The organism is Desulfatitalea tepidiphila (assembly GCF_001293685.1).
Taxonomy (GTDB): domain Bacteria; phylum Desulfobacterota; class Desulfobacteria; order Desulfobacterales; family Desulfosarcinaceae; genus Desulfatitalea; species Desulfatitalea tepidiphila.
Genome location: NZ_BCAG01000007.1, coordinates 1 through 25,351, shown reverse-complemented (window position 1 = coordinate 25,351; position 25,351 = coordinate 1). Strand labels below are relative to the sequence as shown.

Here is a 25,351-nt window from a genome sequence, read left to right as displayed (position 1 = left end):
TCCCGTGGTCCTTGCGGCGTACGACAAGTAAGCCTCAGGACACGGAATGCCGCGCGCCTTGATCTTGAACGGTATACGGTGCCGCCCCCCAACGACGGCCTGCGAATCCACCAACTTTGATGAACCCTTTTTTATCCACGGAAGCTATTTCACTATTCGCCTCATCAGGCGATGATGGCGCCACATGTCGGCGGTATAGAGCGCCAGCCCGATCCAGATGCAGCCGAAGGTGATGGCGTCGGCCGCGGTGAAGGGCTCTCCGTAGAGGTAGACGCTGATCAGAAAGTGGCCGGTGGGTGCGATGTACTGGACCAGCCCCAGGGTGGCCAGCCGTAACCGTCGGGCCGCGACCGCAAAAAACAGCAGCGGCAGCAGGGTAATGAATCCGGTACCGATCAACAGAAGATCCTTGCGCAGGCCGGTCTGCAGGAAGACGGTTTCGCCGCCCAGGTGCATGGCGATCAGCCATCCAGCGGCCACGGGAAACATGAGCAGGGTTTCCAACAGCAAGCCGGTGACGCTGTCGACCTCGACCTGTTTGCGGATCAGCCCGTAGATGCCGAAACAGGCGGCCATCAACAGAGCCAGCCAGGGAACTCGGCCATAGCCGATCAGTGCAAAGAGGACGCCGCCGGCTGCAATGGCCACGGAGAGGCGCTGGAGCGGCTGCAGCCGCTCACCCAGGAAGCAGTAGCCCAGAAAGACGTTGAACAGTGGATTGATATAGTAACCCAGGCTGCTCTGCAGGATCTGGCCGTGGGTCACGGCCCATATGAATACGGCCCAGTTGGCCGCCATGGCCAGGGCGCTGCCGGCCAGGGCCGTCATGGCGCCGGGCCGCCGCCTGAGCAGCTCCAGGACCCGGCTGCGCCGTCCGGTCACCAGGACGAACCCGAGCAGGATCACCCCGGACCAGAGCATGCGGTGCAGTAGGATCTCCCAGGGTGACACCTCCTGTCCGAACTGGTTGAAATAAATCGGAAAGAGAGCCCATATGCCGAATGCCGCGATGCCGGCGGCCGCTCCCGGCACCGCACGATCCATGCCGCGCTTGCGAGCAGATGGCGCCAATGCGTTTGAAATGATGCGTTTGCTCATTCGGGGTTGACATTCTGTTGGGAAAGAGATTAAAAGTCGCCGCCATGACTGTCTATCAGAATAAAGCCTGCCCGGCGCCGCCTTGATCGGCGGCATCCAAATGGTTTCATGACCATGTATCGGGTATTCCCCCCAAGTTTATCCGATGCGGTCGATCCTCTGAATATCCTATAGACAATTTGATCGGCACACCCGCCGCGTGCTCGGCGCAGCGTGTCGACGAGATTCCAGTAACAACTTTCGAGACGAAAAACACCTATGGCAACGACACAAGCCTTAACAAAACCCGGTTGGCTGCCGGATGAAATCGAGCGACGCCGCACCTTCGGTATCATCAGCCATCCGGATGCCGGCAAAACCACCCTGACGGAAAAGCTCCTGCTGTTCGGCGGCGCCATCCAGATGGCGGGCGCGGTCAAGGCGCGCCATGCCGCCCGCCACGCCACCAGCGACTGGATGGCCATCGAACGCGAACGCGGCATTTCGGTGACCAGCTCGGTGATGAAATTCCACTATAACGGGTACGACATCAACCTGCTCGATACGCCGGGCCACGACGATTTTTCCGAGGACACCTACCGCGTGCTCACGGCCGTGGACAGTGCGGTGATGGTGATCGACAGTGTCAAAGGGGTCGAAGCCCAGACACGCAAGCTGATGGCCGTCTGCCGCATGCGCAACACGCCGATTCTCACTTTTATCAACAAGCTCGACCGCGAGGGCATGGCGCCTCTGGATATCCTGGCCGATATCGAAGACAATCTGCAGATCGAGTGCGCGCCGCTCTCCTGGCCCATTGGCATGGGCAAACGCTTCAAGGGCACCTACAATCTCTATCGCAAGACCCTGAAGCTCTTTACGCCCGGGCAGGAGCGCCTGACCGATGCGGTATTCACCATCGACGACCTGGCCGATCCCCGACTCGACGAGTTGCTGGGCAGCCAGGCCGACGAACTGCGCGAGGATGTGGCCCTCCTGGAGGGGGCGGCCAACCCCTTCGACCTGGACGACTACCTGAAGGGCAGCCAGACCCCGGTCTTTTTCGGCAGCGCGGTCAACAACTTCGGGGTGGGCGAGATGCTCGACGCCTTCGTGGAAATTGCCCCGCCGCCCCAGCCGCGGGGGACCGCTACGCGCATCGTGGATCCCGGGGAGGCGGCCTTTTCCGGATTCGTCTTCAAAATCCAGGCCAACATGGACCCGGCCCACCGCGACCGCATCGCCTTCCTGCGCGTCTGCTCGGGCCGCTTCCAGCGCGGCATGCGGCTGCGCCACCACCGTCTGGGCAAGGAGATCGTCGTGGCCAATCCGATCATCTTCATGGCCCAGGATCGCACCTTGGCCGAAGAGGCCTGGCCAGGGGACATCATCGGCATTCACAACCACGGCACCATCAAGATCGGCGACACCTTTTCGGAAAAAGAGCCGCTCAAGTTCATCGGCATTCCCAACTTCGCCCCGGACCACTTCCGGCGGGTGCGCCTGAAGTCGCCCCTCAAGGCCAAACAACTCCACAAGGGGTTGGTGCAGCTGGCCGAGGAGGGCGCCGTGCAGCTGTTTCGGCCGGTGCTGGGCAGTGAATATATCCTCGGCGCCGTGGGTCTGTTGCAGTTCGATGTGACCATGGCGCGCCTCAGGGACGAGTACGGCGTCGATGCCGTATACGAAAACGTGGATTACGCCACGGCCCGTTGGGTGCATTGCAGCGACCGGCAGCGCCTGGCCGCCTTCGAGAAGGCCAACCAGGGCAATCTGGCCATGGACGCCGAAGGGCACCTGGTCTACCTGGCGGCCAGCCTGTGGTGGCTCAACCATGTGGCCGAACAGTGGCCCGAGGTGGTTTTCCAGAAAACCCGGGAGATCGAATAACCTGTTGCGCGCATCCCGTTCAGCTGGCAAAGAACCCCAGCAGGCCGTGGACCGTGGCGAACACCACCAGGGCAATACCAGTTTTCTTGTGAACGCCGAATTTGACCTTGATCACACGCAGCCCCGACAGCAGTTGGAAGAGGATCAGCAGCAGGTTGCAGATGCCCAGAATGAGAATGATGGATACACCGCCGATGGTCATGGCGTCTCCTTTGCGGGCTATTCGACGCGGATTTTCAAAACGGCCGGTCCTTCACTGCCGTGAATGTTGCAGACGCCCTCGGCCACGATCTCGGTCGGTTCGGTGAGGGTGAGTTTCACTTCTTTGGTAAAAACTTCGTTTTCGGGCCGGCTGGTCGCCGAAAAATCCCATCGGGCGATCTCCTTGCCGTTGGCTTTGACATAGACCTGGTTGGTGTAGTGGAAGAAATTGTTGCCGTCGTGCCTCACGTTGATCTTGATCGTGACTTCGGACCCTTTCGCCGCGCTCTCCGGCCCCTCGATGGTGACCGAGGTCTTGTTGGCGAAGGCATTGACGGAAAAAAGCACCAGCGACACGATTAAAATTACGACGACCTGTTTTCTCATTGAATACGCCTCCTTCTAAACAATATTGTTGAAATAAGCTTCACCCATGCGGGCAAAGGCATCCATGGCCAGCCAGGCGCGCGCGCCGAAAAAGAGGTCGCTGCGCTGGAGCAGATCGCGCACCTCCTGCCGGTCCATCAAAAAGACTTCGATATCCTCCGAATCCCCGTTGTGATGGAGGCTGGGGCTGCCCTCCACCTCGGCAAAGACCATGGCGATGGATTCGTCCGTGATGCCTGCCGAGGAGAAGATGGCCGGGCTGTGGCGGTAGATTTGCACCAGATCCAGCCCGGTTTCCTCTTTCAGCTCGCGGCCGGCCGTTACGGCCAGCGCCTCGCCGGGATCGAGGAGACCGGCCGGAAAGCCATACTGGTAGTCGCCGATGGGGACGCGATACTCCTTGATCACAACCAGTTTGTTCTCCCGCCGATGATAGGGCACGATGATGGCCGCATCGGGCCGCGACTGGGCGCCGGTGACGCATTTGGGCTGGGCGTCCCGGCTGACCAGGTGCCAGTGCCGGGCGTTGCCCTTCTTGTCCGTGTAAGCCACTTCGAAGAGCGTGACGAATTTGCTTTGGGCCACGACGGCCGCATCGATGATCTTCATAATGCTCTCTACCGGCTGAGGTCGCTGTAGGTCTTGCGCATTTCGCGTTTGAGGATCTTGCCCGTGGGCGTCTTGGGCAGCGCATCGACGAACACAACCGATTTGGGCACCTTGAACCCGGCCAGCTCCTTCTTGCACAAGGCGATGATCTCATCTACGGTGATGGTTTCGCCCTTGCGTGGTACCACGACGGCCGTGACCGCCTCCACCCATTTGGGATGGGGGGTGCCGATGACGGCCACTTCTTCCACCCGCTTGTCCAGGTAGATGGCCTCCTCCACTTCACGCGTGGAGACATTCTCGCCGCCGGTCTTGATCATGTCCTTCTTGCGGTCCACCACCGTGATGTAGCGGTCCGGGTCCAGGATACCGATGTCGCCGGAATGGAACCAGCCGCCGCGCATGGCCGCTTCGGTCTTCTCGGGCTCCTTGAAATACATGATCATGGCGTGCGGCCCCTTGCCGCAGATTTCGCCGGGCACGCCGGGGGTCGTGATCGGTTCGAAATTTTCATCTTCCAGGCGGGTCTCCATGTTCAACCCGCCCATGCCGGCCGATCCCAGTTTGGTGAGAGCGTCCTGAGCCTTGAGGATAGTGTGGTAGGGGGCCAGTTCGGTCTGGCCGTAGTAGTTGTAGACTTTGCATCCGGGCAGGCGTGCCATGAGCTCCTTGAGCACCTCCACCGGCATGATCGATGCGCCGTAATAGCACTTGGTCAGGCAGGAGAGATCGTAGCGGTCGAAATCCGGATGGCGCAGGATGCCGATCCACACCGTGGGCGGGGCGAAGAACATGTTGGCGCGATACTGGTCAATGGTCTTGAGGATCGCGCCGATGTCCGGGGCCATGAGGATGTTGGTGCCGCCCACCCAGAAGACAGGGTTCATGAACACGTCCCGCTGGGCGCAATGATATATGGGCAGGGCGTTTACGTTAATGTCCGTGCTTTCGTAGCCGCCATCCACGATGGCCCCCATGTACTGGGCCATGAGGGCCTGGTTGCTGATGATCACCCCCTTGGGCAGGGATTCGGTGCCGCTGGTGTAGGTCATCTGGCAGGGGTCTTCGATATGCAGAATCACGTCCGGTTCGCTGGCGTCGGCATCCTTCATCCAGACGTCGAAGACCAGGAAACGGTCGTCCACCGGCGGCTGCCCGGCGCCTTGATCGGACCAGATCAGGGTCTGGACCTTCGGCATCTCGCCGAGCACCTTCTCCACGATGGGATAGAGGGCGTCTTCGACGATGAAGACCTTGCTTTCCGAGTGATTGATGCAGAAGCTCACATCCGGCCCGCGCAGCAGATAGTTGATGGCCAGGTAGACCGCGCCGATCTTGCAGCATCCCAGCCAGGTCAGCACGTGGTGGAGGGTGTTGTGGGCCAGAATGGCCACCCGGTCGTACTTGGCCACGCCAAGGCCGGCCAATGCGTTGGCCGTGCGGTTGGCGGCCGCTTCCAGCTCCGCGTAGGTCAGACGGTGATCGCCGAAGACGAGGGCCGTCTTGTCGGGATAGTGATAGGCCGTGCGTCGGATCATGTCTGCGATCACCCACCGGTTGACCCGGTTGTAGCGATCCATGAGAAATGCCAGGTTCTCTTTGTTGAGCGTGTTGAAGCGGGCTTTTTCCTCATCGGTCATGGAGCGGGGTGCAATGGCCATGCGGTTTCCTCCCTTTTGGCGGTTGATGGGAAAGGGTGTCGAACGACGAGATGTTGCGCTTATCTATTGTCCGTCCACAAACAGGCAAATTGGGTCGAGATCAAGGCGCACGAAAAATTTAACCGCAGGCATATAGTTGATATTCCGAGGATTAAATTTTCCGTGCAACGCCGATGTCGCGCAAATTGGACATTTGTGGATGGACACTATCCAAGATTCGCGGCAGCCGTGTCCAGAGGTCAAGGTAGCGTAGATGCCCCAAGAAATTCAAGAATTAAAAAGATCCGGAGGCGGCAGTTGCAAAAGTGCCACTCTCTACCTATACTGGTTCCATCGCCGATCCTCGGCGGCAAGTGCAGCAAAGGAAACGAGGTATGAAAATCCCATCGATACCCACTCGAGGACGCACCCTGGATCATGCCGCCGCTGTTTACGACCTCCTGGAGCCGCTTTTTCTGCTTGGCAAACAGGCTGAATACGACCAGCACATCATCCGCCTGCTCGACCCTGCGCCGGGTGAGCAGGTGCTCGATCTGGGATGCGGAACCGGCGTTTTGTGCGCGCAGATCGCAGACCTTCTCGATCCAAAGGCCGGTGGTCTGGCTGTCGGCATCGACGCCGCGGGCAAAATGATCGCGGTGGCCCGCAAAAAGCGGGCCGGGGCCGGCTGCCGCTTCGAAGCCATGGCCGCTGAATCCCTCGGCTTTGAGGACCGATCCTTTGACGCGGTCGTATCCAGCCTCTTCTTTCACCACGTTCCCCTGGACCTCAAGGCCAGCGCCCTCAACGAGGCTTTTCGGGTGCTCAAGCCGGGCGGTCGGTTGATCATCGCCGACATGCATCTGCCTACCACCTGGATGGGGGCGCTGGTATCGAAAGTATCCCGCTGGTTTTTTCTGCAGCCCCAGATTGCCGAGAACACGCGCGGCGTTTTGCCGGATCTGATCCAATCGGCCGGTTTCCGGGAACCGCGGATTGTGGGCTACTATTTCGGCTATATCGCCGTTTTCTATAGTGAAAAGCCATGAAGCCACAGGATGCCATTTCGATGACCGCCGGATTCTGCTGCAGCCCGGACCCGGCCGCCGGCACAGAGCAGAACCCGTTTTGCGCGCTTCAGCAGGAGCTGACCGCGGGCCTGAAGCTCTATTGGCAAAGCGCCGCGCAGATCCTGGAGGACAGCGGCATTCGACTGGCGCACCCCACGCCGGAGGCCTTTTCGCTTGAGCGCAATTTCTTTTCGGCCCTTTTTCTCTATTCTTACTTTCGTTGCGGGATCGTTCCCGAACGCCGGATTTTCTATGCGGCCGTCAACCAGTGCCTGCGCGGCATGGTCACCGGCTGCGACAATCTGCTGGACGATGAGTACAAGCCCACCCTGGAGACCGACCTGCCGCCCGGCGCCGCGCGTTTCAGATCGGTGCTGGATATCATGGTGTCGGAACGAGTGCTTTTCGAATTGTTGCTGTCGCGTCTGGAGCGTACCGAAGTTTCGGCCCGGGCGGTGAAGAAAGCGCTTCGAAACTCGCTGCAAGCCTTGACCCGCAGCGGCGCCCAGGAGGCTTCCGAGGAGGGCGGCGTTCATGGCCAGCGGCTGCCGCCGCAGGAGGTGCTCTCCACTGTGCATCATTACAAGACCGGTCTGTTGTTTCAATGTCCATGGGCCGTACCCGGGGTCATCGAGTCGCCCTTGCCCGAAGATGCGGCATCGGTCAACGAAGCCCTCTATCGCATCGGCATCGGATGCCAGATCCTCGATGACATGGTTGATCTGGGGCGCGATGTGCACACCCGCCGCCACAACTTCGTGGCCTCCCTGATTGAGTGGGGCGAGACGCCGGCCAAGCAGCGCATGCTGGCCGATTTGGCGGGGTCCGGTGGCCGGGAAGAGCTTTCCAGGGTTTTTTCCCACATCTTTTGGGAGGCCAACGAAACGGCCATGGGCTATCTGAAAGATGGATTGGGACGATTGCTCCACGCCGCGCACCGTGGGTTCGTCGATCCTGCGGCGGCTTTCATCTCGGCCCGCATCGGCGCGGACCGTCTGCTTACACCCGGCGAGCGAGGTCGCGCTTGAAGATCGGCTTCATCCTGAAAATGGCCGTTCTATACGTGTGGCGCTCCCGGCGGTCGACCATTGTTCTGGGGCTGATGGTGGTCATGGCAGTGGCCGCCCTGGTGTTTCTCTCGTCCCTGGCGGTGGGGACCAACGACGCCATGATCCGTAACTCGGTCGGTTTGTTTTCGGGACATATCGTCGCGGACAATCTTCCGCCGGATGTCGACCCGGCCGAACTTCAGCTCCGAGGGGTTCGGCAGGTGCTGTTGCGCACCCTGAGGCCGGTGCGGCTCCGCTACCAGGAGCGGGTGGAAAGCGTCCTGCTTTGCGGGGTTCGGCCGTCCGAAGAGAAGGCGGCCACGGCGCTTTGGAAAAAGACCGTGAGCGGTCGCTATCTTCACGATGGGCTGCCCGACCTGTTCCTGAGCGGAGCCGTTGCCGATATGCTGCACGTTTCCGTGGGCCAAACGGTCGAGGTCGAGATCCCGTCCGGCCCTCAGCGGGTGGCGCTGAGCGTTTGCGGCATCTATCGAACCGGCATCTCAAGTCTCGATTACGGCATCGCCTTTGCCGCTCAAAATGCGTTGCCGGCCGCCGAAAACAACTTTTCAGCCGCCGTGTTCATCGAAGAAGGGACCGATCCGCAGACCGTCCTGGCCGAATACCGTCGGCTGACGTATGCTTCGCGCTTTACGGCCTGGACGGACTTCATGCCCGATCTGAAACAGCTGGTCGAGTTGAATTTCGTCTCCATGAGCATCGTGATGGTACTGGTCTTCGCCGTGGTCGCCCTGGGAATTTCCTGTGCCTTCATCATCTTTATCCTCAAAAACATCCGGGAGCACGGCATCCTGAAGGCCATGGGGATGCTGCCATCGGAATCGGCCCTGCTCATCATTGCCGAGGTGACCCTGCTGACGTTGGCGGCATCCGCAACCGGAACCGGTGCCGGCGTTCTGGCCGTGGGCGCCCTGGCGCGGACCGGTCTCGATCTGACCGCGTTGACGTCGCACAACCAGTATTTTGCCGTCTCCGGGGTGATCTTCCCGCGTCTGACCCCCTTCTCTTTATGGCTGCCGCCGGCGCTCGCCCTGCTTTTCGGATTGCTGGCCGCCGTCTGGCCGGCCCTGTACGTCGTGCGCGAAAAAGCCGCTGAAATTCTGCGGAGTATTTGACCATGATCGAGGTGAAAGCGCTGTACAAATCATTTATTTCAGGCCGCGGAAAGATCACCGCCCTCGAGGGGCTCTCTTTCAAGGTGGCTAAAGGGGAAAACTTTGTTGTTGCCGGAAAATCGGGGTCCGGAAAAACGACCCTGCTCAATTGCATCGGTGGTTTGGAGACGCCGGACAGCGGCGCGATCCGCTGCGGCGGCGTCGACATTCATCGTTTGTCGCGCAAGGCGCTGGCGCGATTTCAAAGAGAGCAGGTGGGTTTTGTCTTTCAGCAGGGCAATCTGCTATCCTACCTGACGGTAAGCGAGAATCTCGCGTTGCCGCTGGCACTCAACGGCATCGGCGCCGAAGATCGGAGAAAGCGGGTCCGGGAACTGCTCGAGGCCATCGGGCTGCCAGACCATGGCGCGGCCTTGCCCTGGGAGCTTTCCGGCGGAGAAACCCAGCGGGTGGCCTTTGCCCGCGCCATCGCTCATGCGCCTGCGATTCTCCTGGCCGACGAACCGACGGCCAGTCTCGATTCGGCCACCGGCGCACAATTGATCCATCTGATGGTGTCGCTCAGCCGGCAGGGGCGTTGTACGCTGCTGGTGGCGAGTCATGACCCGGAGGTGATCCGAACGGCCGACCACCAACTGCTGTTAAAAGACGGACGAAAGGAATCCTGATCTTGAAACCCAGACCTTGGTTCGCGCTGACCGGGATCGTTCTGATCCTGCTCGTTTCGGGTTGTGCCTACCGCTATTACCTCGGGATGCATGGCCCCTCCATCCGGCAATATCCCCAGATCCATGCCGGCTTCAAAACCGACGCGGAGTGCCTCGAATGCCACCATCCGGGACGCGACCCCTCCGGGCCGGCCACCAGCCATCCGCAATTTACGGGCTGTCTGAAGTGCCACGACGATCCGTAGCGATTCTAACTGAATGCTATTCATTAAACCCGGCGTGGGTAGAGCAGGTGGCCGATGCCACACGCCTTGCGGTCAAGTGCCGGTAAAATGCACGGCGGGCGGCCCAGAAACTCGCTGCGCTCAAACAGTCTGGGCCGCTTGACCGCCGTTTGCATTTAACTGGCACTACGACCGCAGGCTCACGTGGCCCTGGCCACCTGCTCCACCCACGCCTGCCATTTCCGTTGCCATGCGATTTTTTTGCAAACGTCTTTTGTACAGCATGCCCTTCGGAGTGAATCAAATTCAGCAAGAATTGCTGGACGATCCGCTTTGACGGCACCGTCCGGGAACGACAGACAGGCTCGGGAAGCCGATTTTAATTATGTATGGGCTTCCAGCCACTGCCGGTAGCGGCACATACCGGCCAGCGCTTTGACCGCCCGCTCCGGTGACGGGAAGAAAACCCCTTTGTACTTGCAGCCCTCGATCCGATAGAGTGTTTTGGAGTCCTCGTCGGTCAGCAGGCTCACGCCCAGCACCGGCTTGTCATACTTTTCGGTCAGTTTGGCAACGTGCCGGATGTACTCTTTTTCAAATGCGACGGCCAGATCCTCAATTCCCCTCAACTCTTCTGCGGAATAGGCCGGGTCGGTGTTGGCGATGGAGGTGAGCATCTTGACCGCCAGGATGCGCCGACCGTGGATGCCCAGGTGGATCACCGCGTCGCAGCCGTCCCACTTCATCAACGCTTCCATGGCCGTCATGGGGATGGCCGGATCGTGTTCTCCCACGATGTCGGCCGGATTGCCCCGGCTCCAATAGTCGGGCAGGATTTGATCGAGCCGGTTCACGATGGCCTCGGAGAGCGGCGGCAGGGTCAGGCCGTGCTCGATGCACAGATCGGTGGTGACGACGCCCCAGCCGCCGCCGAGGGTCATGATGGCCACCCGGTTGCCCCGGGGCAGGGGAAGCGACGAGAAGACCGCCGACAAGTCGAGCAGGTCGATGGGCTGTTTGACCTGGATGATGCCGGCCTGGCGGCAGGCGGCGTCGAAGATGCGGTGGTCGGATGCCAGCGCACCGGTATGGCTCGACGCGGCCATGCCGCCTTCCGAGGTGCGGCCGCCTTTGAGGACCACCACGGGCTTTTTCCTGGAGACCCGGCGGGCGCTCTTGAAAAAACGGACGCCGTCTTTCACGCTTTCGATGTAGAGCACCACCGTGCGGGTCAGCTCATCGGCCTCGAAGGCCTCCATGTAATCTTCCAGGGTCACCATGGCTTCGTTGCCTGAACCCGAAAAGGCGCGGATGCCGATGTCCTGCTGCTCGGCGAAGGCGAGCAGCTGCGTGCCCATGTTGCCCGACTGGCAGACCAGGGCGGTGGAGCCGGGCAGCGGATAGACGTGCACCCCGCAGCAGAAAAAATCGATGTGCGGATTGCAGATGCCCATGGTGTTGGGCCCGAAGATGAGGATGCCGGCTTCACGGGCCGCCCTGACGACATCATCTTCGAGCCGGCGTCCCGCCTCACCCGTCTCCCTGAAACCGGAGGAGATCAGCAGCATGGCCTTGACCTTTTTGGCCTGCAGGAGGGGGATCTGTTCCTTGACCTTGGCGGCCGGAAGGGTCACCACCGCCAGGTCGACGTCGTCCTCGATGTCGCTCACCGAGCGGTAGACCTCCTGCCCGGCGATCTGCCCGCCCTTGGGATTGACCAGGTAGACGCGGCCCTTGTAATTGCGGTTGAGGATGTTGGTGGGAAGCATGTGCCCCCACTTGGAGATGGTGCCCGAAGCGCCCACGAAGACCACGGACGACGGGTAGTAGCACGATCCCAGGGTTTCGCGGTTGACCTCGCCCCTTTTGATGGCGGGCGCAGGTCGGTGTTCGCCGGTGACCATCAGGGCATCCACGGCCACCGGCGCGCCATCGGGCTTGACGATCAGCGGGTTGATGTCGATTTCCTTGAGCTGGGGAAATTGCATGGCCAGGTCGGACAACCCCTTCAAGATGGCGCCAAGGGCGGCTCTATCGACCTCCTCCTCCCCCCGGAATGGCAGCAACAGTTTACGGGAACGCAGTTCCGCGAACATGGCTTCGATATCCGCATCGGTCAGGGGGGCCACCTTGAAGACGGCATCATCGAGCGCCTCGGTAAAAATGCCGCCCAATCCGAACATGATGACCGGTCCGAAGAGCGGATCGCGGAACATGCCGGCCACAAACTCCCTCTTTCCCCGGATCTGCGGCTGCACCAGGAACGCTTCGATGGGCAGGGGACTTTCGGTCGCCATGCGGGCGGCGGCGGCGGCCACTTCGGCCGGGCTGTTCAATCCCACGCGCACCAGGCCCGATTCAGTTTTGTGCAGGATCTTCGCCCCCACCGCCTTGAGAACCACCGGGAAACCTGTCTGTTCGGCCGCCTCCCCGGCCGTTTGGGGATCGGGTACCCGGATCTCCGTAACTACGGGCACCCCGAAATTGTCCAAAATGGCTTTGGCGTCGTCTTCGCAAATGACATGGGCACCGCTGGCGATGCTGGCGGCAATGAGCTTCTGGACGTTGAATTCTTTGTTCATGCTTTGGCCCCGTTGAATAGGATCGTTGAAATGCTTTGGGTGACCACCTGTGCATCGAGCTTCCTGGAAAAAATGATCTCCCCCAGACAGGCGTGTTCGATGGCCCCCAGGATGACGTTTCTTAAGATTTGCGGATCGATGTCGGATTTGATTTCACCTTTGGCGATGCCCTGGTCGATGATGTCCCGAATACGGCGGGCATAGGTCTTGACCCGCTCATAAGCTTCGGAGGTGAAATAGTCCTGCGAGTTCCTCACCTCCAGCAGCAGAATCCGGGCAAAGACGCGGTTGGCGGCGTAATATTCGATGCTCGAGGCGATGATGATGTCCAGCTGCTGGATGGCGGACGGCGTGCCGGTGATGCGCTCCAGGATGACCTCGTTGAACCGGGCGAAGAGATCGTCGAGCACCTGGTACAGCAGGTCTTTCTTGCTGCTGAAATACTTGTAGATCAACCCCTCGGTGACACCCGCCCGTTGGGCGATCTCCGCCGTGGTCACCGAATGAAAATCCCGGGTCCGCATGAGTTGGGTCAGGGCTTCGATGATCTTCTGGCGGCCTGGTGGATTGGTGTGGCCTTTATGTTTCATATCGCAGCCCGGATCCTGGTCGAGGATGAATTGAAAAGATGGGTGAGTAATACTTACTTATCTTTTGGTTGTCAACTGCATAATCCTGCCGGGCGGTGCCGCCGTCGATTCATGCCGGGGTGAAACGGTGCTTTTCATCTTTTCCGTTTTCGATTTTTTCCGGTTGCGGTATTCATTTGCATGCAGGAAGCAGGGTGGATCATGACTGACATGGCAACCTATTTGATTATCATTTTTTCGGCGATGGTGCACGGCCTGCTGGGTTTGGGCTTTCCTATGCTGGCGACACCGCTTCTGGCGCTGATCAGCGATGTCCGCGCCGCCATCGTCCTGCTGCTGTTTCCTACCCTGGCCATCAATTTGGTCAATGTGATTCATGGCGGGCACTGGCGCGAAAGTATCGGGCGCTTCTGGCCCTTGGCGATTTTTGGGGCCATTGGAAGCCTTCTGGGGACCCAATTGCTCATCCTCACCGATCCGGCACCGTATAAGCTGCTCCTGGCGGCGATGATCATCGTCTATTTGAACATCCATCGTTTCGGCATCCGACTGGATTGGGTCCGGCGCCATCCGGTTTATGCCAGCGCTCTCTTCGGACTGATAGGTGGGCTGCTGGCCGGAACGGTGAATGTCATGGTGCCGGCACTGATCATCTTTGCCCTGGAAATGAACCTCACCCCGCTCATCACCGTCCAGGTTTTTAATTTTTGTTTCTTTTTCGGTAAGTTGAGCCAGGGTGCCGTCCTGGCAAGCCACGGCTACCTGGATGCCGCATATGTGATCACGGTGCTCCCGATTGTCGGCGTCGCCTTGCTGGCCCTGGGGGCGGGAATGTATTTTCGGAATCGCATCGATATAGAGCGCTATCGGCGCTGGCTGAGGCGCGTTCTGGCGGCGATCACCCTTCTGTTGATCCTGCAATACATTGGGATTGTATAGCGTCGGGTGGCCTCCCTCCTGACCCTTTTCATATCGCTTTCGCACCCTTGGCCTTCCCATCGATTTCCTGGCCGGCTATCATCGACGGGTGACGGCCCGAACACCCGCCAGGGGCATCAAGGGCTATTGGGCTGTATCGTTATTACCCTGTTCACGCGAGACCACTACAGATAACTGTATCAAAAATACCCATTTAGCCTGCCGACAGATAGGGATCAACCTCACCCGTTTCTCTCTCCGTTGTTCTTTTAATCGCTTTAAAACATCATCATAACAACACATTACGACGGATCTCGATCGATGTATAGGGACAACTGGCACACCGCTTGCTCTTATATCATCTCAAACAAACACGCTGTGTGAAAAGGACACAACCCAAGAAAGGAGAAACACCATGAGAACCAAACTCACCCAAAAGACTTTGATCATCAGCGCAGTCCTGTTGTTCGCGGGCGCGGCGATCGTTTTTGCCCAGGGCGGTTACGGCAGAGGCGGTTACGGCGGCCATATGATGGATTGGGGACCGGGCTATGGCGGTCACATGATGGGATATGGCCACGGATGGGGTCCCGGACACGGTAAAGGGATGGGGTATGGTCCCGGCTACGGATCCTACGGGCGCGGTTACGGCGCCGACCTCACCGAAGAGCAGCGGGCCAAGGTCGACCAAGCCAGGGAAAAGTTTTTCGAGCAAACCGAGAAGCTCAGGGACCAGATCGAGGACAAGCGCTACGATTTGGGGACCGAGATGAGAAAGGACAACCCGGACACCGACAAGGTGACCACGTTGCGTAAGGAGCTGTCGCAGCTGGAAAGTGAATTCGATCAACAGGCCGTTCTTCACCAACTTGAAATGCGGAAACTGTTGCCCGAAGATGCGCGGCGCGGCTTTGGCCGGGGCTATGGGGGCGGTTACTGCTGGCGATAGGATGGTGAGTGCGCGTTTGCGCGAGCGCGTGCCAGGAGCATTCCGATCGAGTCGAATAAGGGGCGGGGCACCATTGACCGCCCCCTCTTTGGAAACACACCGATAACTGACGGCTATGCAAAAGGCCGGAATTCGCTTTTACCGTCATCCCGGCGGAAGCCGATATCCAGTATTTTCAATATGTTCTGGATACAGAAGTCCGCCGGCATGACCCCTTTGAGACTTTTTTCGGTCTTATCATAACTGTCATGCGTCACAATCGTTACGTCCAGTGTCCTGCCATCGATCACGGGAGGTACCGCCCATGAAACGAATTTCCGCTTTCCTGTTCAGCATCGGGTTGTCTGCGGGGTTGATCGCTCTGGGTATCTGGTTTTTGGCCAGCCGGCACGGTCTGTACCGATTCAGCCGCGGTGATTGGATGCCGCACGACATGATGACGGGCGGCCCTATGGGGTTTGTCATGATTCTCTTTTGGATTGTTGTGATAGCGGCCCTGGTGCTGCTGATTTCGAGCGTCTTGACCGTCCGGCGGACGACTGCCGATACGCTTCCCGATGCGCCGGACGCATTGGAAATACTCAAGCGCCGCTATGCAAAGGGCGAGATCGACCGGGCTGAATACGAGGCCATGCGGCGCGAACTGACCCGTTGACGCGATGGCTCTGGGCCAGATCGGGCAAATGGCTTCGAGGCCCGGCGTACAGGAGGTCCGTTATGAGAAATGCAACGCGTTATATAGACCCGGTTTGCGGCATGGAGGTGGATCCATCCACAGCCGCCGCAACAACTTGCTACAACGGCATCGAGCTCTATTTCTGTGCCGAAAGCTGCCGCCGCCGATTCGAAGCGGCCCCTCAGGATTTTGTGGTGAGCGAACGCAAGGGGTTCTGGCGCCGCTATCTGGAGCGGCTCCATAAGGCCACCGGAGGCAAACCGCCCACGTGCGGCCATTGAGCAGCAATGACGACCGGCTTAAGCGAGCCGCGGGGGAAGGTAAGCGATTTCCATTGTCCCGCATTGGGTCAATGCCGTGCGTTGAAATTCATACCGACATGGTTAGTTTACTGAATTGATGTTGCATGGTGCCCGTTCACAAATAGGCGAATGATAGGCAGGTACGCTCCAGACAGGAGAATATTGTATGTCCCAGCAGTCCATATCGCTCCCCCTCACCGGCATGTCGTGCGCCAATTGTGCGGCCAATATCGAACGTGGTCTGAACAAGCTGGCCGGCGTCCAATCCGCCAGTGTCAATTTTGCCAGTGAAAAGGCGGAGGTCGCCTTTGATCCATCGCAGTTGAAACTCGAAGAGATCGTGGCCCAGGTGAAAAAGAGCGGGTTCGATGTGCCGGCCGCCCACGTGGACCTTCCGATCACCGGCATGACGTGCGCGAATTGTGCGGCCAATGTCGAACGGACCTTGAACAAGAAGGTGAACGGCGTCATCGGTGCGGCGGTCAATTTCGCGTCAGAACGCGCCTCCATCGATTATCTGCCCGGCGCCGTGACCATCGAGGAGATCGTGGCGGCCGTTGAAAAGGCGGGCTACGGAGCCATCGCGCCTGAGGAGGGGATGGCCGGCGAGGATGCCGAACAGGCGGCGCGCAGCGCCGAGATTCGTGACCAGACCCGCAAGTTCATCGCCGGCGTCGTTTTTGCGCTGCCCCTTTTTGTGTTGAGCATGTCGCGCGATTTCGGCCTCCTGGGCGCCTGGAGCCACGCGGCCTGGGTCAACTGGCTCTTCTGGGCGTTGGCCACGCCGGTGCAATTCTACACCGGTTGGGACTATTACGTCGGCGGATTCAAAAGCCTGCGCAACCGCAGCGCCAACATGGACGTGCTCGTGGCGCTGGGGTCCTCGGTGGCCTATATCTACTCGGTGGGCGTGCTGCTGGCGCCGGCCCTGGGCCATCATGTCTATTTCGAGACCTCGGCCGTGATCATCACCCTGATCAAGCTGGGTAAATTGCTCGAGGCGCGCACCAAGGGCAAGACCGGCAGCGCCATTCGCAAGCTGATCGGACTGCAACCCAAGACCGCTTTTATCATCGAGGATGGCCAGGAACTCGAAGTGCCCCTTACCCGAGTGCAGCGCGACGCCATCGTGGTGGTGCGTCCCGGAGAGCGGATTCCGGTGGATGGGGCGGTCATCGAGGGGGCTTCGGCCGTGGACGAGTCGATGCTCAGCGGCGAACCGATCCCGGTGGACAAGCGAGAAGGGGACAACGTGGCCGCCGGCACCATCAACGGCCAGGGGTTGCTCAAATTCAAAGCCACCCGCGTGGGCCGGGAGACGGCCCTGGCCCAGATCATCCGCCTGGTGCAGGAGGCTCAGGGCAGCAAGGCGCCCATACAGGCACTGGCCGACCGTGTGGCCGCCGTCTTCGTGCCGGGCGTGATCCTCATCGCGCTGGTCACCTTTGCCATATGGTGGTCGGTGACCGGCGACTTTGTCGCTTCCATGATCCGGCTGGTGGCGGTCCTGGTGATCGCCTGCCCGTGCGCCCTGGGGTTGGCCACGCCCACTGCCATCATGGCCGGCACCGGCAAGGGGGCGGAGAACGGGGTGCTGTTCAAAAAGGCCGAAGCCCTGGAGAGCGCCACCCGGCTCGACGCAGTGGTGTTGGATAAAACCGGCACCATCACCGAGGGCAAGCCAGCGGTGGTGGATGTGGTCCATCTCGACGGCGTGCTGAATACTTCCGACGAGGTGCTCAAATGGGCCGCATCGGCCGAGTTGGGGTCCGAGCATCCCCTGGGGAAGGCGATCGTGAAGGCGGCCAGAGAGCAGCGGATCGATTTGCAGGACCCCAGGAATTTCGAGGCCCAGGGCGGATACGGCGTCACGGCGGATGTGGACGGACGCCGGGTGCGGGTGGGCAAACCCAAGTGGTTCGACGGTTCGGTCGAGGGATATGATGCGTCCCGGGAGGCCGTCGCCCGACGGCAGGCCCAGGGTCATACGGTGATGGTGCTCGCCGTGGATGAACGCGTGGCCGGTCTCATCGCCGTGGCCGACACCCTCAAGGCCGATTCCAAAGAGGCCATCGCGGCCCTGCATCGCCAGAAGATGAAGGTGGTCATGCTCACCGGCGACAACGCCGAAACCGCCCGGGCCATTGCGGAGCAGGTGGGCATCGACGAGGTCTTTTCCGAAGTGCGGCCGGAAGAAAAATCCGCCAAGGTCAAGGAGATTCAATCCCAGGGTTACAAGGTCGGCATGGTGGGCGACGGCATCAACGATGCCCCGGCCCTGGCCCAGGCCGAGGTGGGCATGGCCATCGGTACGGGTACGGACGTGGCCATCGAGACGGCCGATGTGATTTTGTCCAGCGGACGTTTGAGCGGCATCCCGCGGGCCATCGCCATCAGCCGCAGCACCATGGCCACGGTTCGCCAGAACCTCATCCTGGCCTTTATCTACAATGTCATCCTGATTCCGGTGGCGGCCGGCGTCCTGGCGCCGCTATCGGACCTGCCCGTGTTCCTGCGCCAGCTGCATCCGATTCTGGCGGCGCTGGCCATGGCTATGAGCAGCATTTCGGTGGTGTCCAACAGCCTGCGTCTCTATCGCGCCAAAATCCAATAACGTCCGATTGATGCCCGGTCGCCGAGGCCAGCATAGGGGTGGGGGACTGCCGGCGATGATATACGGGACTATCTAGTGCCCATCCACAAATGGCCAATTTGTGGATGGGCACCATCTAATTCGGTGGATTCAAGTCGGCCAGGGAAAGCAGGGTGGGCGGCAATGCGCTGAAGCATTCGCGCACCCCATGGGCGGCCAATTCGTCCGCCGTCAGCCATTTGAGCCCCATCTTGAGTTGCTTTCCGGCATGCAGCAGGTCCTTGGAGACGGTTCGCTGGGTTCCGTCGTACAACCCCCGCCAAAGCATGTGGCCATTGCTGGCATCGATGAAGTAGACCGCAAAGGCGACGGAGGCCGGACTGTCCGGAACCCCTTCGATGGCGCCGCGATCCCGGTAGCGCCATACGGTGCCGATCACCACCACATCCACTTCCAGCAGGCGCCCCAGGCGTTCCGCCAGGGTGCGCGGCGTGTCCGTCTCCTGGTTGAGCTGGATCTCCGTTTCGGCGTTTCGCATCTCCGTGCGGGAGACGATCTGCTGTCCGAAACGGCCCCTGAGATAACGATCCACCAGGCGGGTCAAGGTGGCGCCGGCATGGGGAAGGATCGACGGATCGTCCATGCAGATCTCTCCGATGGGGCAGCTCAGGGTTTGATCCATCGACTCGTCGATTTCGGGTTGGCGGGGCCCCACGAGAAATGTCGCCACCGCCGCCCGTCTAAGGGTCGATGTCGAAGATGTCTGGGGCGATGGGCCGCTTTCGGCCCAAGCCGGCGCAAGCGCCGTGACGCTCGCCATCAGACACCAAATTATAAATGCCCGCCGATAAATGTGCATCTGCATGTCCTTTAGATTGGCTTGAATTCAAGCATTGACAAAGAAATCGCTACTCTGATTTACTCGGGTTGTCAAGCCGCGCGGCACTCGTTCCGCGATTCCAACGGAATGCTATTCATTAAACCCGGCGTTGGTGGGGCAGGCGGCCGATGCCATGCGATTTTTTTGCACAACAAAGGCTGGAAAGCATGTCCTTCAGGTTGAATGACGCTCAGTTAGAATCGCTGGCACTCATTGAAAGGGCATTGTGGGGGTTGAGATGAACAAAGTTGTTGTTATCCGCTGCACCTTGGGCTGCATTTTACCGCTGCTGGTGTGCTGTACCGTCAACCCGCCCAAATTGATCCCAGGCCCGCTCGCTGGATGCCCCGGCTCTCCCAATTGCGTCTCCTCCATGGACCCGCGCGAAAAGCACGCCGTGGAACCTTTCCGATATGCGGGCGACTGGACGGCGGCCCGTGATCGTCTGGTCAGACTGCTGGCGGAGATGACTCGCACCCGCGTCGTCACCGTTCAGGAGAAGTATATTCACGCCGAGTGCCGCTCACGAATCTTCCGTTTCGTCGATGACTTGGAGTTTTTCTTCGTCCCGGAGGCCGGGGTGATTCATGTCCGTTCGGCGGCACGAACCGGATATTCGGATTTTGGCGTGAACCGCAAGCGGGTCGAAGAGATTCGACGGCTGTGGGCGGGCACTAAGTAGTGTCCGTCCACAAATAGGCAAATCTGGTTGAGATCAAGGCGTGCGAAAAATTTTACCGCAGGCATATAGTTGATATTCCGAGGATAAAATTTTGAGCAGAACGCAGATATCGGGCAAATTGGCCATTTGTGGGTGGGCACTAAGTAACGGATTGCCGCCTGCGCCACTCATAGAGGGCGATGGCGGTGGCCGTAGCCGCATTGAGCGATTCGACCTTCTTCGAGATGGGAATGCACAGCGACCGTTCCCGCCATCGGGCCGGTAACCCCTCGCCCTCCAGGCCGGCCAGCAAACCGAATCGTTTTGGAAGACTGGCCGTATCGATGCTTCGCCCCTCGGCAGAGAGGGCGACGATCGGCAGGTGTTCGGGAAGATTCTTCAGGGAAGGGCCCTGGCGCAGCCGGACTTTTGGGGTCACACCGCCGGCCGCCCGCAGCGCCTTGGGGTGGTAAGGGTGTGCGCTCTCGGCGAGCAGGATGACTTGATTGACGTCGAAGGCCGCGGCCGAACGGATGATCGCGCCGATGTTTTCAGGATCCTGAAAGGGCACGAGCAACGAACAACCCTCGGGAAATTCTTCTTCCGGCGACCAGGGCGTCATGTCCGCAACCTCGATCAGCAGCAGGGGGGCGTGCGTCCCGAAAATATCCAGCGTCTGGAACAGGGGTTCGGCCAGTTGCAACCAGTGCATGGTTGCGGGGGTGTTTTCATTCGGCGGATTCTGGCTGCCATTGCTGATCCACGCCAGGCATCGTTCGGGAAAAGCGGTGATCATCTCCGCGACCGGACGGGCACCGGCCAGAAGGGCCTGGCCGGCCTTTTTGACCCCGCGGCCGGTCAGGAGTTTCTTCAGGCCTTTGAAGCGGCTGTTCTGCTCGCTGGTGACGATCTGCACGGGATGTCTCCGGGCGGCCGTCGCAGCAATGGCCCTGGGCGGTGCATCGAGCCGTTCGAAGACCACCAGACGGCGTTCGTGGCGGGTATCGCCGATTCGGTAGGCGCGGTCTTCGATCAAGGTGTAGCGGCGGTCGAAGCGTTGAAGCGCTTCGGCGATCTCCGGGTCGCAGCCCGGCCCCTTCATGAAGATGACGCGGCCCTTTTCGGACAGACAGTTGTCGATACGCATCAGGGTCTGGTCCATGGTCTCCACGGCGCGGGTGATGACGCCGTTGACCGGTTCATCGAAGGTCGGCGTGATGGCCCTTTCGATGATATCGAGGCCCTCCAGCTCCAGACTGGCAAGGACTTCGTGCAGGAAGGCGACCCGTTTGCCGCGCCCCTCGGCCAGGCGGAGGGTCAGCTCCGGGTGGAGAATTTTAAGCGGGATACCGGGCATGCCCGGGCCGGTGCCCAGGTCCATGAGGGGAGACGGCAGCCGGGTCAGCTGGGCGGGCAGGACCGAATCCACGTAGAGCTTGAGCACCATGTTGGCGAAGTTGTGGATACGGGTCAGGTTCAGCTCGGTGTTGTGGCGGCGCAGCAGGGTGTGGTAGAGCCAGAGCTGGTCGATCTGCCGCTGGGTCAGGGCGATGCCGCAGGACTCGAAGATGGCGGCCAGGGCCTGGGGGCCGGGTTCGGTTTTTCCCCGGTGCATCGGCCGGGACCGGATCGGCTCGCGCCGGTTCTGTTTGTTGGGAGGAGATGTCGTGCCATGATCTTTTTTCATCCGCGCTGGCCCGTCTTTTATGAGGACAATCACCTGCTGGTGCCTTATAAACCAGCCGGTGTGATTATGCAACGCGACATACCCGGCCGGCCCACGATGGATGAACTGGCCAAGGCATGGCTCAAGACGCGTTATGGAAAGCCTGGGCGGGTCTTTGCCGGGATCGTGCACCGACTCGACGCGCCGGTGGCCGGGGTGGTGGTGCTGGCACGTACCTCCAAGGCGGCCGCCCGGCTCAGCGCCCAGTTTCGCCAAGGAAATGTCGAGAAGCGCTATCTGGCCGTGGTCGAGGGCCAGCCGTCTCGGGAAAGCGACCACTTGGTGCATCACCTGACGCGCCGGGGGCGGTCCAGCGCCGTCGCTTCGGACGCGGCGGCGGACACTCAGACGGCCGGGCTATCCTATCGACTTCTCGCCACCCAGGGCGATACGAGCCTGCTCTCCGTTCGTCTGGAGACCGGCCGCCGGCATCAGATTCGCCTTCAACTGGCCGACATCGGCTGCCCCATCCTCGGCGACCGCCGTTACGGCGCCAGGCATACCCTGCCCCATGGGTGTATCGCCCTGCTGGCCCACCGCCTCTGTTTTTCTCACCCGACCCGCCAAGAGGAGATGTGCTTCGAGACACCCATGCCCGAAGGCTGGCCCTGGCCGGCAAACGAAGCACCGGCAGCGCCGCCACTATGGACCATCGAAGCCTATCTGGCGGACGGCCTGGTGCTGCCCGGGGAGATTCGGCAAGTCGATCGAAATTGATGAGTTCGTGAAAAAAGGGGTTGCCGTACGTTGGCGATAGAGGTTCAAATTCAAGGCGCGCGAAATGCCTTGTCCTGAGGCGTTCTTCTCGTACGCCGCAAGGACAACGGGATGAGCGCAACCTAGATATCGGGTTTCTTGCGGCGCCGTCAAAATTGATAGGCGACGCCCAGAGAGAAGACGTGAGACCGCCAGACCACCTCGTTCAACCGCGTGGTCGCGCGGGTCCCGTCTGCGAAAAAGACACGGTCGGTGCCTTCTTCCACCTTCCAGTAAGCATAGTCATAGGCGATATTCAGGGCCCAGTGTTTCGTGAAGATAAGCTGGGTGCCGATCTTGAACAGCACCCCGTATCCATCCGCATCGTGTTCGAAACTTTTGGGATGGGCGAAGTCGGTGCGCAGGTTCCAATTTGCCTCGGCGTAGTAATCGGCATAGTGCAGTTCCAGGGTCGTGAAAAAGATCCAGCGCTGGATAAAGGCATCCGTGGGCGGGGTCTGGGCCTTGAAATCGACACCCAGCCAGGGACCGTGCCATCGGGTCTGGTAGGTGCTGTCCAACCCGGCAAAACTGCCGGTCGGCGGGATGGTCTGGTAGCCGTCGGTGATTCGCAGGTTCTGTTCGTGGTAGGAGTAGCCGATCAGGGGAATCAATACGATACGTTCGTTTGCCATCGCGAATCGGTAGCCGAGGCCCAGCGAACCGTCGAGCACATCGTCATCGTCGGTGGCATTGTCCGACCGCGACCACTCCAGCGTGCGGTTGTCGGCGAGATAGTCCGAGTCCCGGTTGTCGCCGGACTGGATCCAGCCGTAGGATGCATATCCCCGCAGGTAGATCCGTTCCTTGACCAGGGTCGTGTTGCTCAACCGAAGCTGGAAGATGCGCAGATCCTCCCAAGTCAGTTCCGACAGGATATTGGGGTTGTTGCCGGAGTTGTCGCCGGCGATGTTCCATTTCAAGCGGTCGACCCGGTAGGCGCCGTCCAAGGCGAATTCCGTCCGGACGGCGCGGTCGCCTTCCGGCTTGGCGTTCGGGTCCAAGCTTGCTTGGGCAGGCTGAAGGCCGTCGACCGGGATGGCTGCAATAACCGCCAATCCTTTTTGGTAATCCTCGGAGAAGGCGATCAGGAAACCGCCTCCCAGTGCTTCAGGGACCTCCACCACAACCCGTTCCGTGGTTTTGGCGGGGATGAGGGTGTGGGATGGGTATTCCACGTAAAAAATGCCCGGCTGCCGTTTGAGCCGATTGAACTGTGCGCTGGTAAGGTCCACGGTCTGTCCGCCGGGAAAGTTCATCGTGGCGGCTATCCCCGAATCGCAAAACAGTGAGAGCAAAAAGAGAATGGCCGACAGGCAAAGGCCGCATTTTTTTAGCGGGTGCAGGCTCATGGCGAACGGCTCCCTTTTGGGTGGTGAAGTTCCGGGCCGCTTGTACCACATTCAAGATCCAAGGAAAAGGCGAATAGGGCGATCAGGATTTCCTGATCGGTCTTGGCCTTGGGCTTGGGCGTTGCCTCGGGCCCCACCCGGGCCGGATTTGGTGAATGGCATTCAGTTAGAATCCCTGGGGCCCTGCATTGCCGTTTGATAATTCCACTGAATCGGGATACCATCCAACCATCCGGATGTCGGCATCGGCGGCCTTCGACAAGGGGTGCGGTGGCGACACGACCGGCGAGGGGGCGGCACGATCTCGATCCACGCTTTGATATGGCGCAAAGTTGATTACAGTGAAACACCCGGGTGGCCGCCGGATGTGCCTTATTGGCCCGCGAATCTCGCAGAGGCAGGCTTTACGCCCGCCCACGTCATCCGCGCAGATTCATGCCAATGACGATTGAGTGAGGACCACAATTCGATGCGAACGAAAGATTGAAACCATGTCCAGGCGTTCTCGTGATTTCCGTGCCATGCATCGCCTGTGGCGGATGACCTTATTCTTTTTGATGGTGAGCGCCGTTCTGGCCGCCGGGTGTCAACCGTTCAGGCCCGAGCCGCGTTCGATGGACCAGGGGGTGCCGGATCAATTTGCCCTCTATTCCGGGGATGTCGATGTTGATTCCCGTTGGTGGGAGCGTTTTGGGGACCGGGAGCTGAACCGGCTGGTGGATAGCGCCCTGACACAGAATTTTGATATCCGCAAAGTTTGGGCCCGCCTGCAACAAGCCCAGGCCGTGGCCGTGCAGGCGGGGGCCGGGCGTTTTCCGGACCTGACCGGCGACGCCGATTATTTAAAGGGGCGTCAGCGTTCGGCCAGCGGCGTCCAGAGTCGTCTGGAGAGCGCCGGCGCAGGCCTGGTCAGCCGGTATGAGATCGATTTGTGGGGCCGCGTGCAAGCCCAACACCGTTCGGCGCAGTTGGCGGCGGGGGCCTCGCGCCAGGATTTCAATGCCGCGGCCGTGACCCTCGCGGCCGAGGTGGCGCTGCGGTGGGTGGGGATTCTGTCCCAGCGCATGCAGCTTGCTCTGTTGCAGGACCAGCTGCGCACCAACCGGATTCTGCTGGAGCTCGTAGAACTGCGTTTTCGCAATGCCCTGGCATCGGTGCTTGACGTCTATCAGCAAAAGCAGGTCGTCGAGACGGTGCTGGCCGAGATACCGCTGGTCGAACAGGAGGAGCAACTGCTTCTGCATCAACTGGCCCTGCTGACGGGCAACCCCCCGCGCGCCGAGCTCGGCATCACCGGTCGGCGATTGCCCGAACTGGCCGCCTTGCCCGCAACCGGGGTGCCCGCCGATCTGCTGGCGGTTCGGCCGGATGTGGTGGCTGCCGGACTGCGACTGCGCGCGGCCGACTGGCAGATC

Annotated in this window: 24 protein-coding genes; 14 read left to right on the top strand and 10 right to left on the bottom strand. The window is 60.4% G+C overall.

Features of this window, described 5'->3' with window-relative positions; translation table 11 throughout:
- Positions 1-144: 144 nt before the first annotated feature.
- Positions 145-1,098, bottom strand: a complete 954-nt coding sequence (gene rarD, locus DFT_RS23970; protein ID WP_152972138.1) for an EamA family transporter RarD — start codon at positions 1,096-1,098, stop codon at positions 145-147.
- 258 nt (positions 1,099-1,356) lie between these two features.
- Here rarD and DFT_RS23965 point away from each other — a divergent pair, with 258 nt between their 5' ends.
- Complete coding sequence (locus DFT_RS23965) at positions 1,357-2,967, top strand: peptide chain release factor 3 (protein ID WP_054034185.1); 1,611 nt, start codon at positions 1,357-1,359, stop codon at positions 2,965-2,967.
- 19 nt (positions 2,968-2,986) lie between these two features.
- Here DFT_RS23965 and DFT_RS23960 read toward each other — a convergent pair whose 3' ends face one another.
- The 4 genes from DFT_RS23960 to DFT_RS23945 are packed head-to-tail and all read right to left on the bottom strand — an operon-like array spanning position 2,987 to position 5,825.
- The gene (locus DFT_RS23960; RefSeq protein ID WP_054034183.1) at positions 2,987-3,169 is read right to left on the bottom strand and encodes a hypothetical protein; all 183 of its coding nucleotides are present in this window, start codon (positions 3,167-3,169) and stop codon (positions 2,987-2,989) included.
- A gap of 17 nt (positions 3,170-3,186) precedes the next feature.
- On the bottom strand, positions 3,187-3,555 hold the full coding sequence (locus DFT_RS23955) for a desulfoferrodoxin family protein (RefSeq protein WP_054034181.1): 369 nt from the start codon (positions 3,553-3,555) through the stop codon (positions 3,187-3,189).
- Positions 3,556-3,570: 15 nt separating this feature from the next.
- Positions 3,571-4,164: an NUDIX hydrolase gene (locus tag DFT_RS23950; protein WP_054034179.1), complete on the bottom strand. Its 594-nt coding sequence runs from the start codon at positions 4,162-4,164 to the stop codon at positions 3,571-3,573.
- A gap of 8 nt (positions 4,165-4,172) precedes the next feature.
- Positions 4,173-5,825: an acyl-CoA synthetase gene (locus DFT_RS23945; protein ID WP_054034177.1), complete on the bottom strand. Its 1,653-nt coding sequence runs from the start codon at positions 5,823-5,825 to the stop codon at positions 4,173-4,175.
- A 374-nt stretch (positions 5,826-6,199) separates the two neighbouring features.
- On the opposite strand from DFT_RS23945, the gene DFT_RS23940 reads away from it, so the two are divergent.
- The 5 genes from DFT_RS23940 to DFT_RS23920 are packed head-to-tail and all read left to right on the top strand — an operon-like array spanning position 6,200 to position 9,972.
- Positions 6,200-6,853 carry a class I SAM-dependent methyltransferase gene (locus tag DFT_RS23940; RefSeq protein WP_054034175.1) on the top strand — a complete coding sequence of 218 codons (654 nt, stop codon included), beginning with the start codon at positions 6,200-6,202 and terminating at the stop codon, positions 6,851-6,853.
- Positions 6,850-7,902, top strand: a complete 1,053-nt coding sequence (locus DFT_RS23935) for a class 1 isoprenoid biosynthesis enzyme (RefSeq protein ID WP_054034173.1) — start codon at positions 6,850-6,852, stop codon at positions 7,900-7,902. The genes DFT_RS23940 and DFT_RS23935 overlap by 4 nt, the downstream gene beginning before the upstream one ends.
- Positions 7,899-9,059, top strand: a complete 1,161-nt coding sequence (locus DFT_RS23930) for an ABC transporter permease (protein ID WP_054034171.1) — start codon at positions 7,899-7,901, stop codon at positions 9,057-9,059. Before DFT_RS23935 ends, DFT_RS23930 begins: the two co-directional genes overlap by 4 nt.
- Positions 9,060-9,061: 2 nt before the next feature.
- Positions 9,062-9,727 carry an ABC transporter ATP-binding protein gene (locus DFT_RS23925; RefSeq protein WP_054034169.1) on the top strand — a complete coding sequence of 222 codons (666 nt, stop codon included), beginning with the start codon at positions 9,062-9,064 and terminating at the stop codon, positions 9,725-9,727.
- Between the two features lie 2 nt (positions 9,728-9,729).
- Positions 9,730-9,972 (top strand): hypothetical protein, encoded by a 243-nt coding sequence (locus DFT_RS23920; protein ID WP_054034167.1) that lies wholly within the window; start codon positions 9,730-9,732, stop codon positions 9,970-9,972.
- Positions 9,973-10,334: 362 nt separating this feature from the next.
- On the opposite strand, the gene DFT_RS23915 is transcribed toward DFT_RS23920, so the two are convergent.
- On the bottom strand, positions 10,335-12,533 hold the full coding sequence (locus DFT_RS23915) for an acetate--CoA ligase family protein (RefSeq protein WP_054034165.1): 2,199 nt from the start codon (positions 12,531-12,533) through the stop codon (positions 10,335-10,337).
- Entirely contained in the window at positions 12,530-13,123 is a 594-nt protein-coding gene (locus DFT_RS23910) for a TetR/AcrR family transcriptional regulator (RefSeq protein ID WP_054034163.1), read from the bottom strand. Before DFT_RS23910 ends, DFT_RS23915 begins: the two co-directional genes overlap by 4 nt.
- 201 nt (positions 13,124-13,324) lie before the next feature.
- On the opposite strand from DFT_RS23910, the gene DFT_RS23905 reads away from it, so the two are divergent.
- The 5 genes from DFT_RS23905 to DFT_RS23885 all read left to right on the top strand — a co-directional run bounded on the left by DFT_RS23905 (position 13,325) and on the right by DFT_RS23885 (position 18,582).
- Complete coding sequence (locus DFT_RS23905) at positions 13,325-14,062, top strand: sulfite exporter TauE/SafE family protein (RefSeq protein ID WP_054034161.1); 738 nt, start codon at positions 13,325-13,327, stop codon at positions 14,060-14,062.
- Between the two features lie 394 nt (positions 14,063-14,456).
- Positions 14,457-14,990 carry a Spy/CpxP family protein refolding chaperone gene (locus tag DFT_RS23900; RefSeq protein ID WP_054034159.1) on the top strand — a complete coding sequence of 178 codons (534 nt, stop codon included), beginning with the start codon at positions 14,457-14,459 and terminating at the stop codon, positions 14,988-14,990.
- 304 nt (positions 14,991-15,294) lie between these two features.
- Positions 15,295-15,645 carry an SHOCT domain-containing protein gene (locus DFT_RS23895; protein WP_054034157.1) on the top strand — a complete coding sequence of 117 codons (351 nt, stop codon included), beginning with the start codon at positions 15,295-15,297 and terminating at the stop codon, positions 15,643-15,645.
- A gap of 62 nt (positions 15,646-15,707) precedes the next feature.
- On the top strand, positions 15,708-15,947 hold the full coding sequence (locus tag DFT_RS23890) for a YHS domain-containing protein (protein ID WP_054034156.1): 240 nt from the start codon (positions 15,708-15,710) through the stop codon (positions 15,945-15,947).
- A gap of 187 nt (positions 15,948-16,134) precedes the next feature.
- Complete coding sequence (locus DFT_RS23885) at positions 16,135-18,582, top strand: heavy metal translocating P-type ATPase (protein ID WP_054034154.1); 2,448 nt, start codon at positions 16,135-16,137, stop codon at positions 18,580-18,582.
- Between the two features lie 115 nt (positions 18,583-18,697).
- On the opposite strand, the gene DFT_RS23880 is transcribed toward DFT_RS23885, so the two are convergent.
- On the bottom strand, positions 18,698-19,381 hold the full coding sequence (locus DFT_RS23880) for a hypothetical protein (protein WP_152972137.1): 684 nt from the start codon (positions 19,379-19,381) through the stop codon (positions 18,698-18,700).
- A 298-nt stretch (positions 19,382-19,679) separates the two neighbouring features.
- Between DFT_RS23880 and DFT_RS23875 the strand changes: the two genes are divergently transcribed.
- A complete protein-coding gene (locus DFT_RS23875; RefSeq protein ID WP_076750875.1) occupies positions 19,680-20,123 on the top strand; it encodes a DUF1499 domain-containing protein in 444 nt (147 codons plus the stop codon).
- A 139-nt stretch (positions 20,124-20,262) separates the two neighbouring features.
- Here DFT_RS23875 and rsmG read toward each other — a convergent pair whose 3' ends face one another.
- Positions 20,263-21,789 carry a 16S rRNA (guanine(527)-N(7))-methyltransferase RsmG gene (rsmG, locus tag DFT_RS23870; protein ID WP_235506321.1) on the bottom strand — a complete coding sequence of 509 codons (1,527 nt, stop codon included), beginning with the start codon at positions 21,787-21,789 and terminating at the stop codon, positions 20,263-20,265.
- On the opposite strand from rsmG, the gene DFT_RS23865 reads away from it, so the two are divergent.
- The gene (locus DFT_RS23865) at positions 21,775-22,545 is read left to right on the top strand and encodes an RluA family pseudouridine synthase (protein ID WP_076750874.1); all 771 of its coding nucleotides are present in this window, start codon (positions 21,775-21,777) and stop codon (positions 22,543-22,545) included. The genes rsmG and DFT_RS23865 overlap by 15 nt on opposite strands.
- A 149-nt stretch (positions 22,546-22,694) precedes the next feature.
- Here DFT_RS23865 and DFT_RS23860 read toward each other — a convergent pair whose 3' ends face one another.
- Positions 22,695-23,936 carry an autotransporter domain-containing protein gene (locus DFT_RS23860; RefSeq protein WP_054034148.1) on the bottom strand — a complete coding sequence of 414 codons (1,242 nt, stop codon included), beginning with the start codon at positions 23,934-23,936 and terminating at the stop codon, positions 22,695-22,697.
- Between the two features lie 491 nt (positions 23,937-24,427).
- Between DFT_RS23860 and DFT_RS23855 the strand changes: the two genes are divergently transcribed.
- On the top strand, positions 24,428-25,351 hold a 924-nt coding region (locus tag DFT_RS23855), incomplete at its 3' end, for a TolC family protein (protein WP_161807243.1).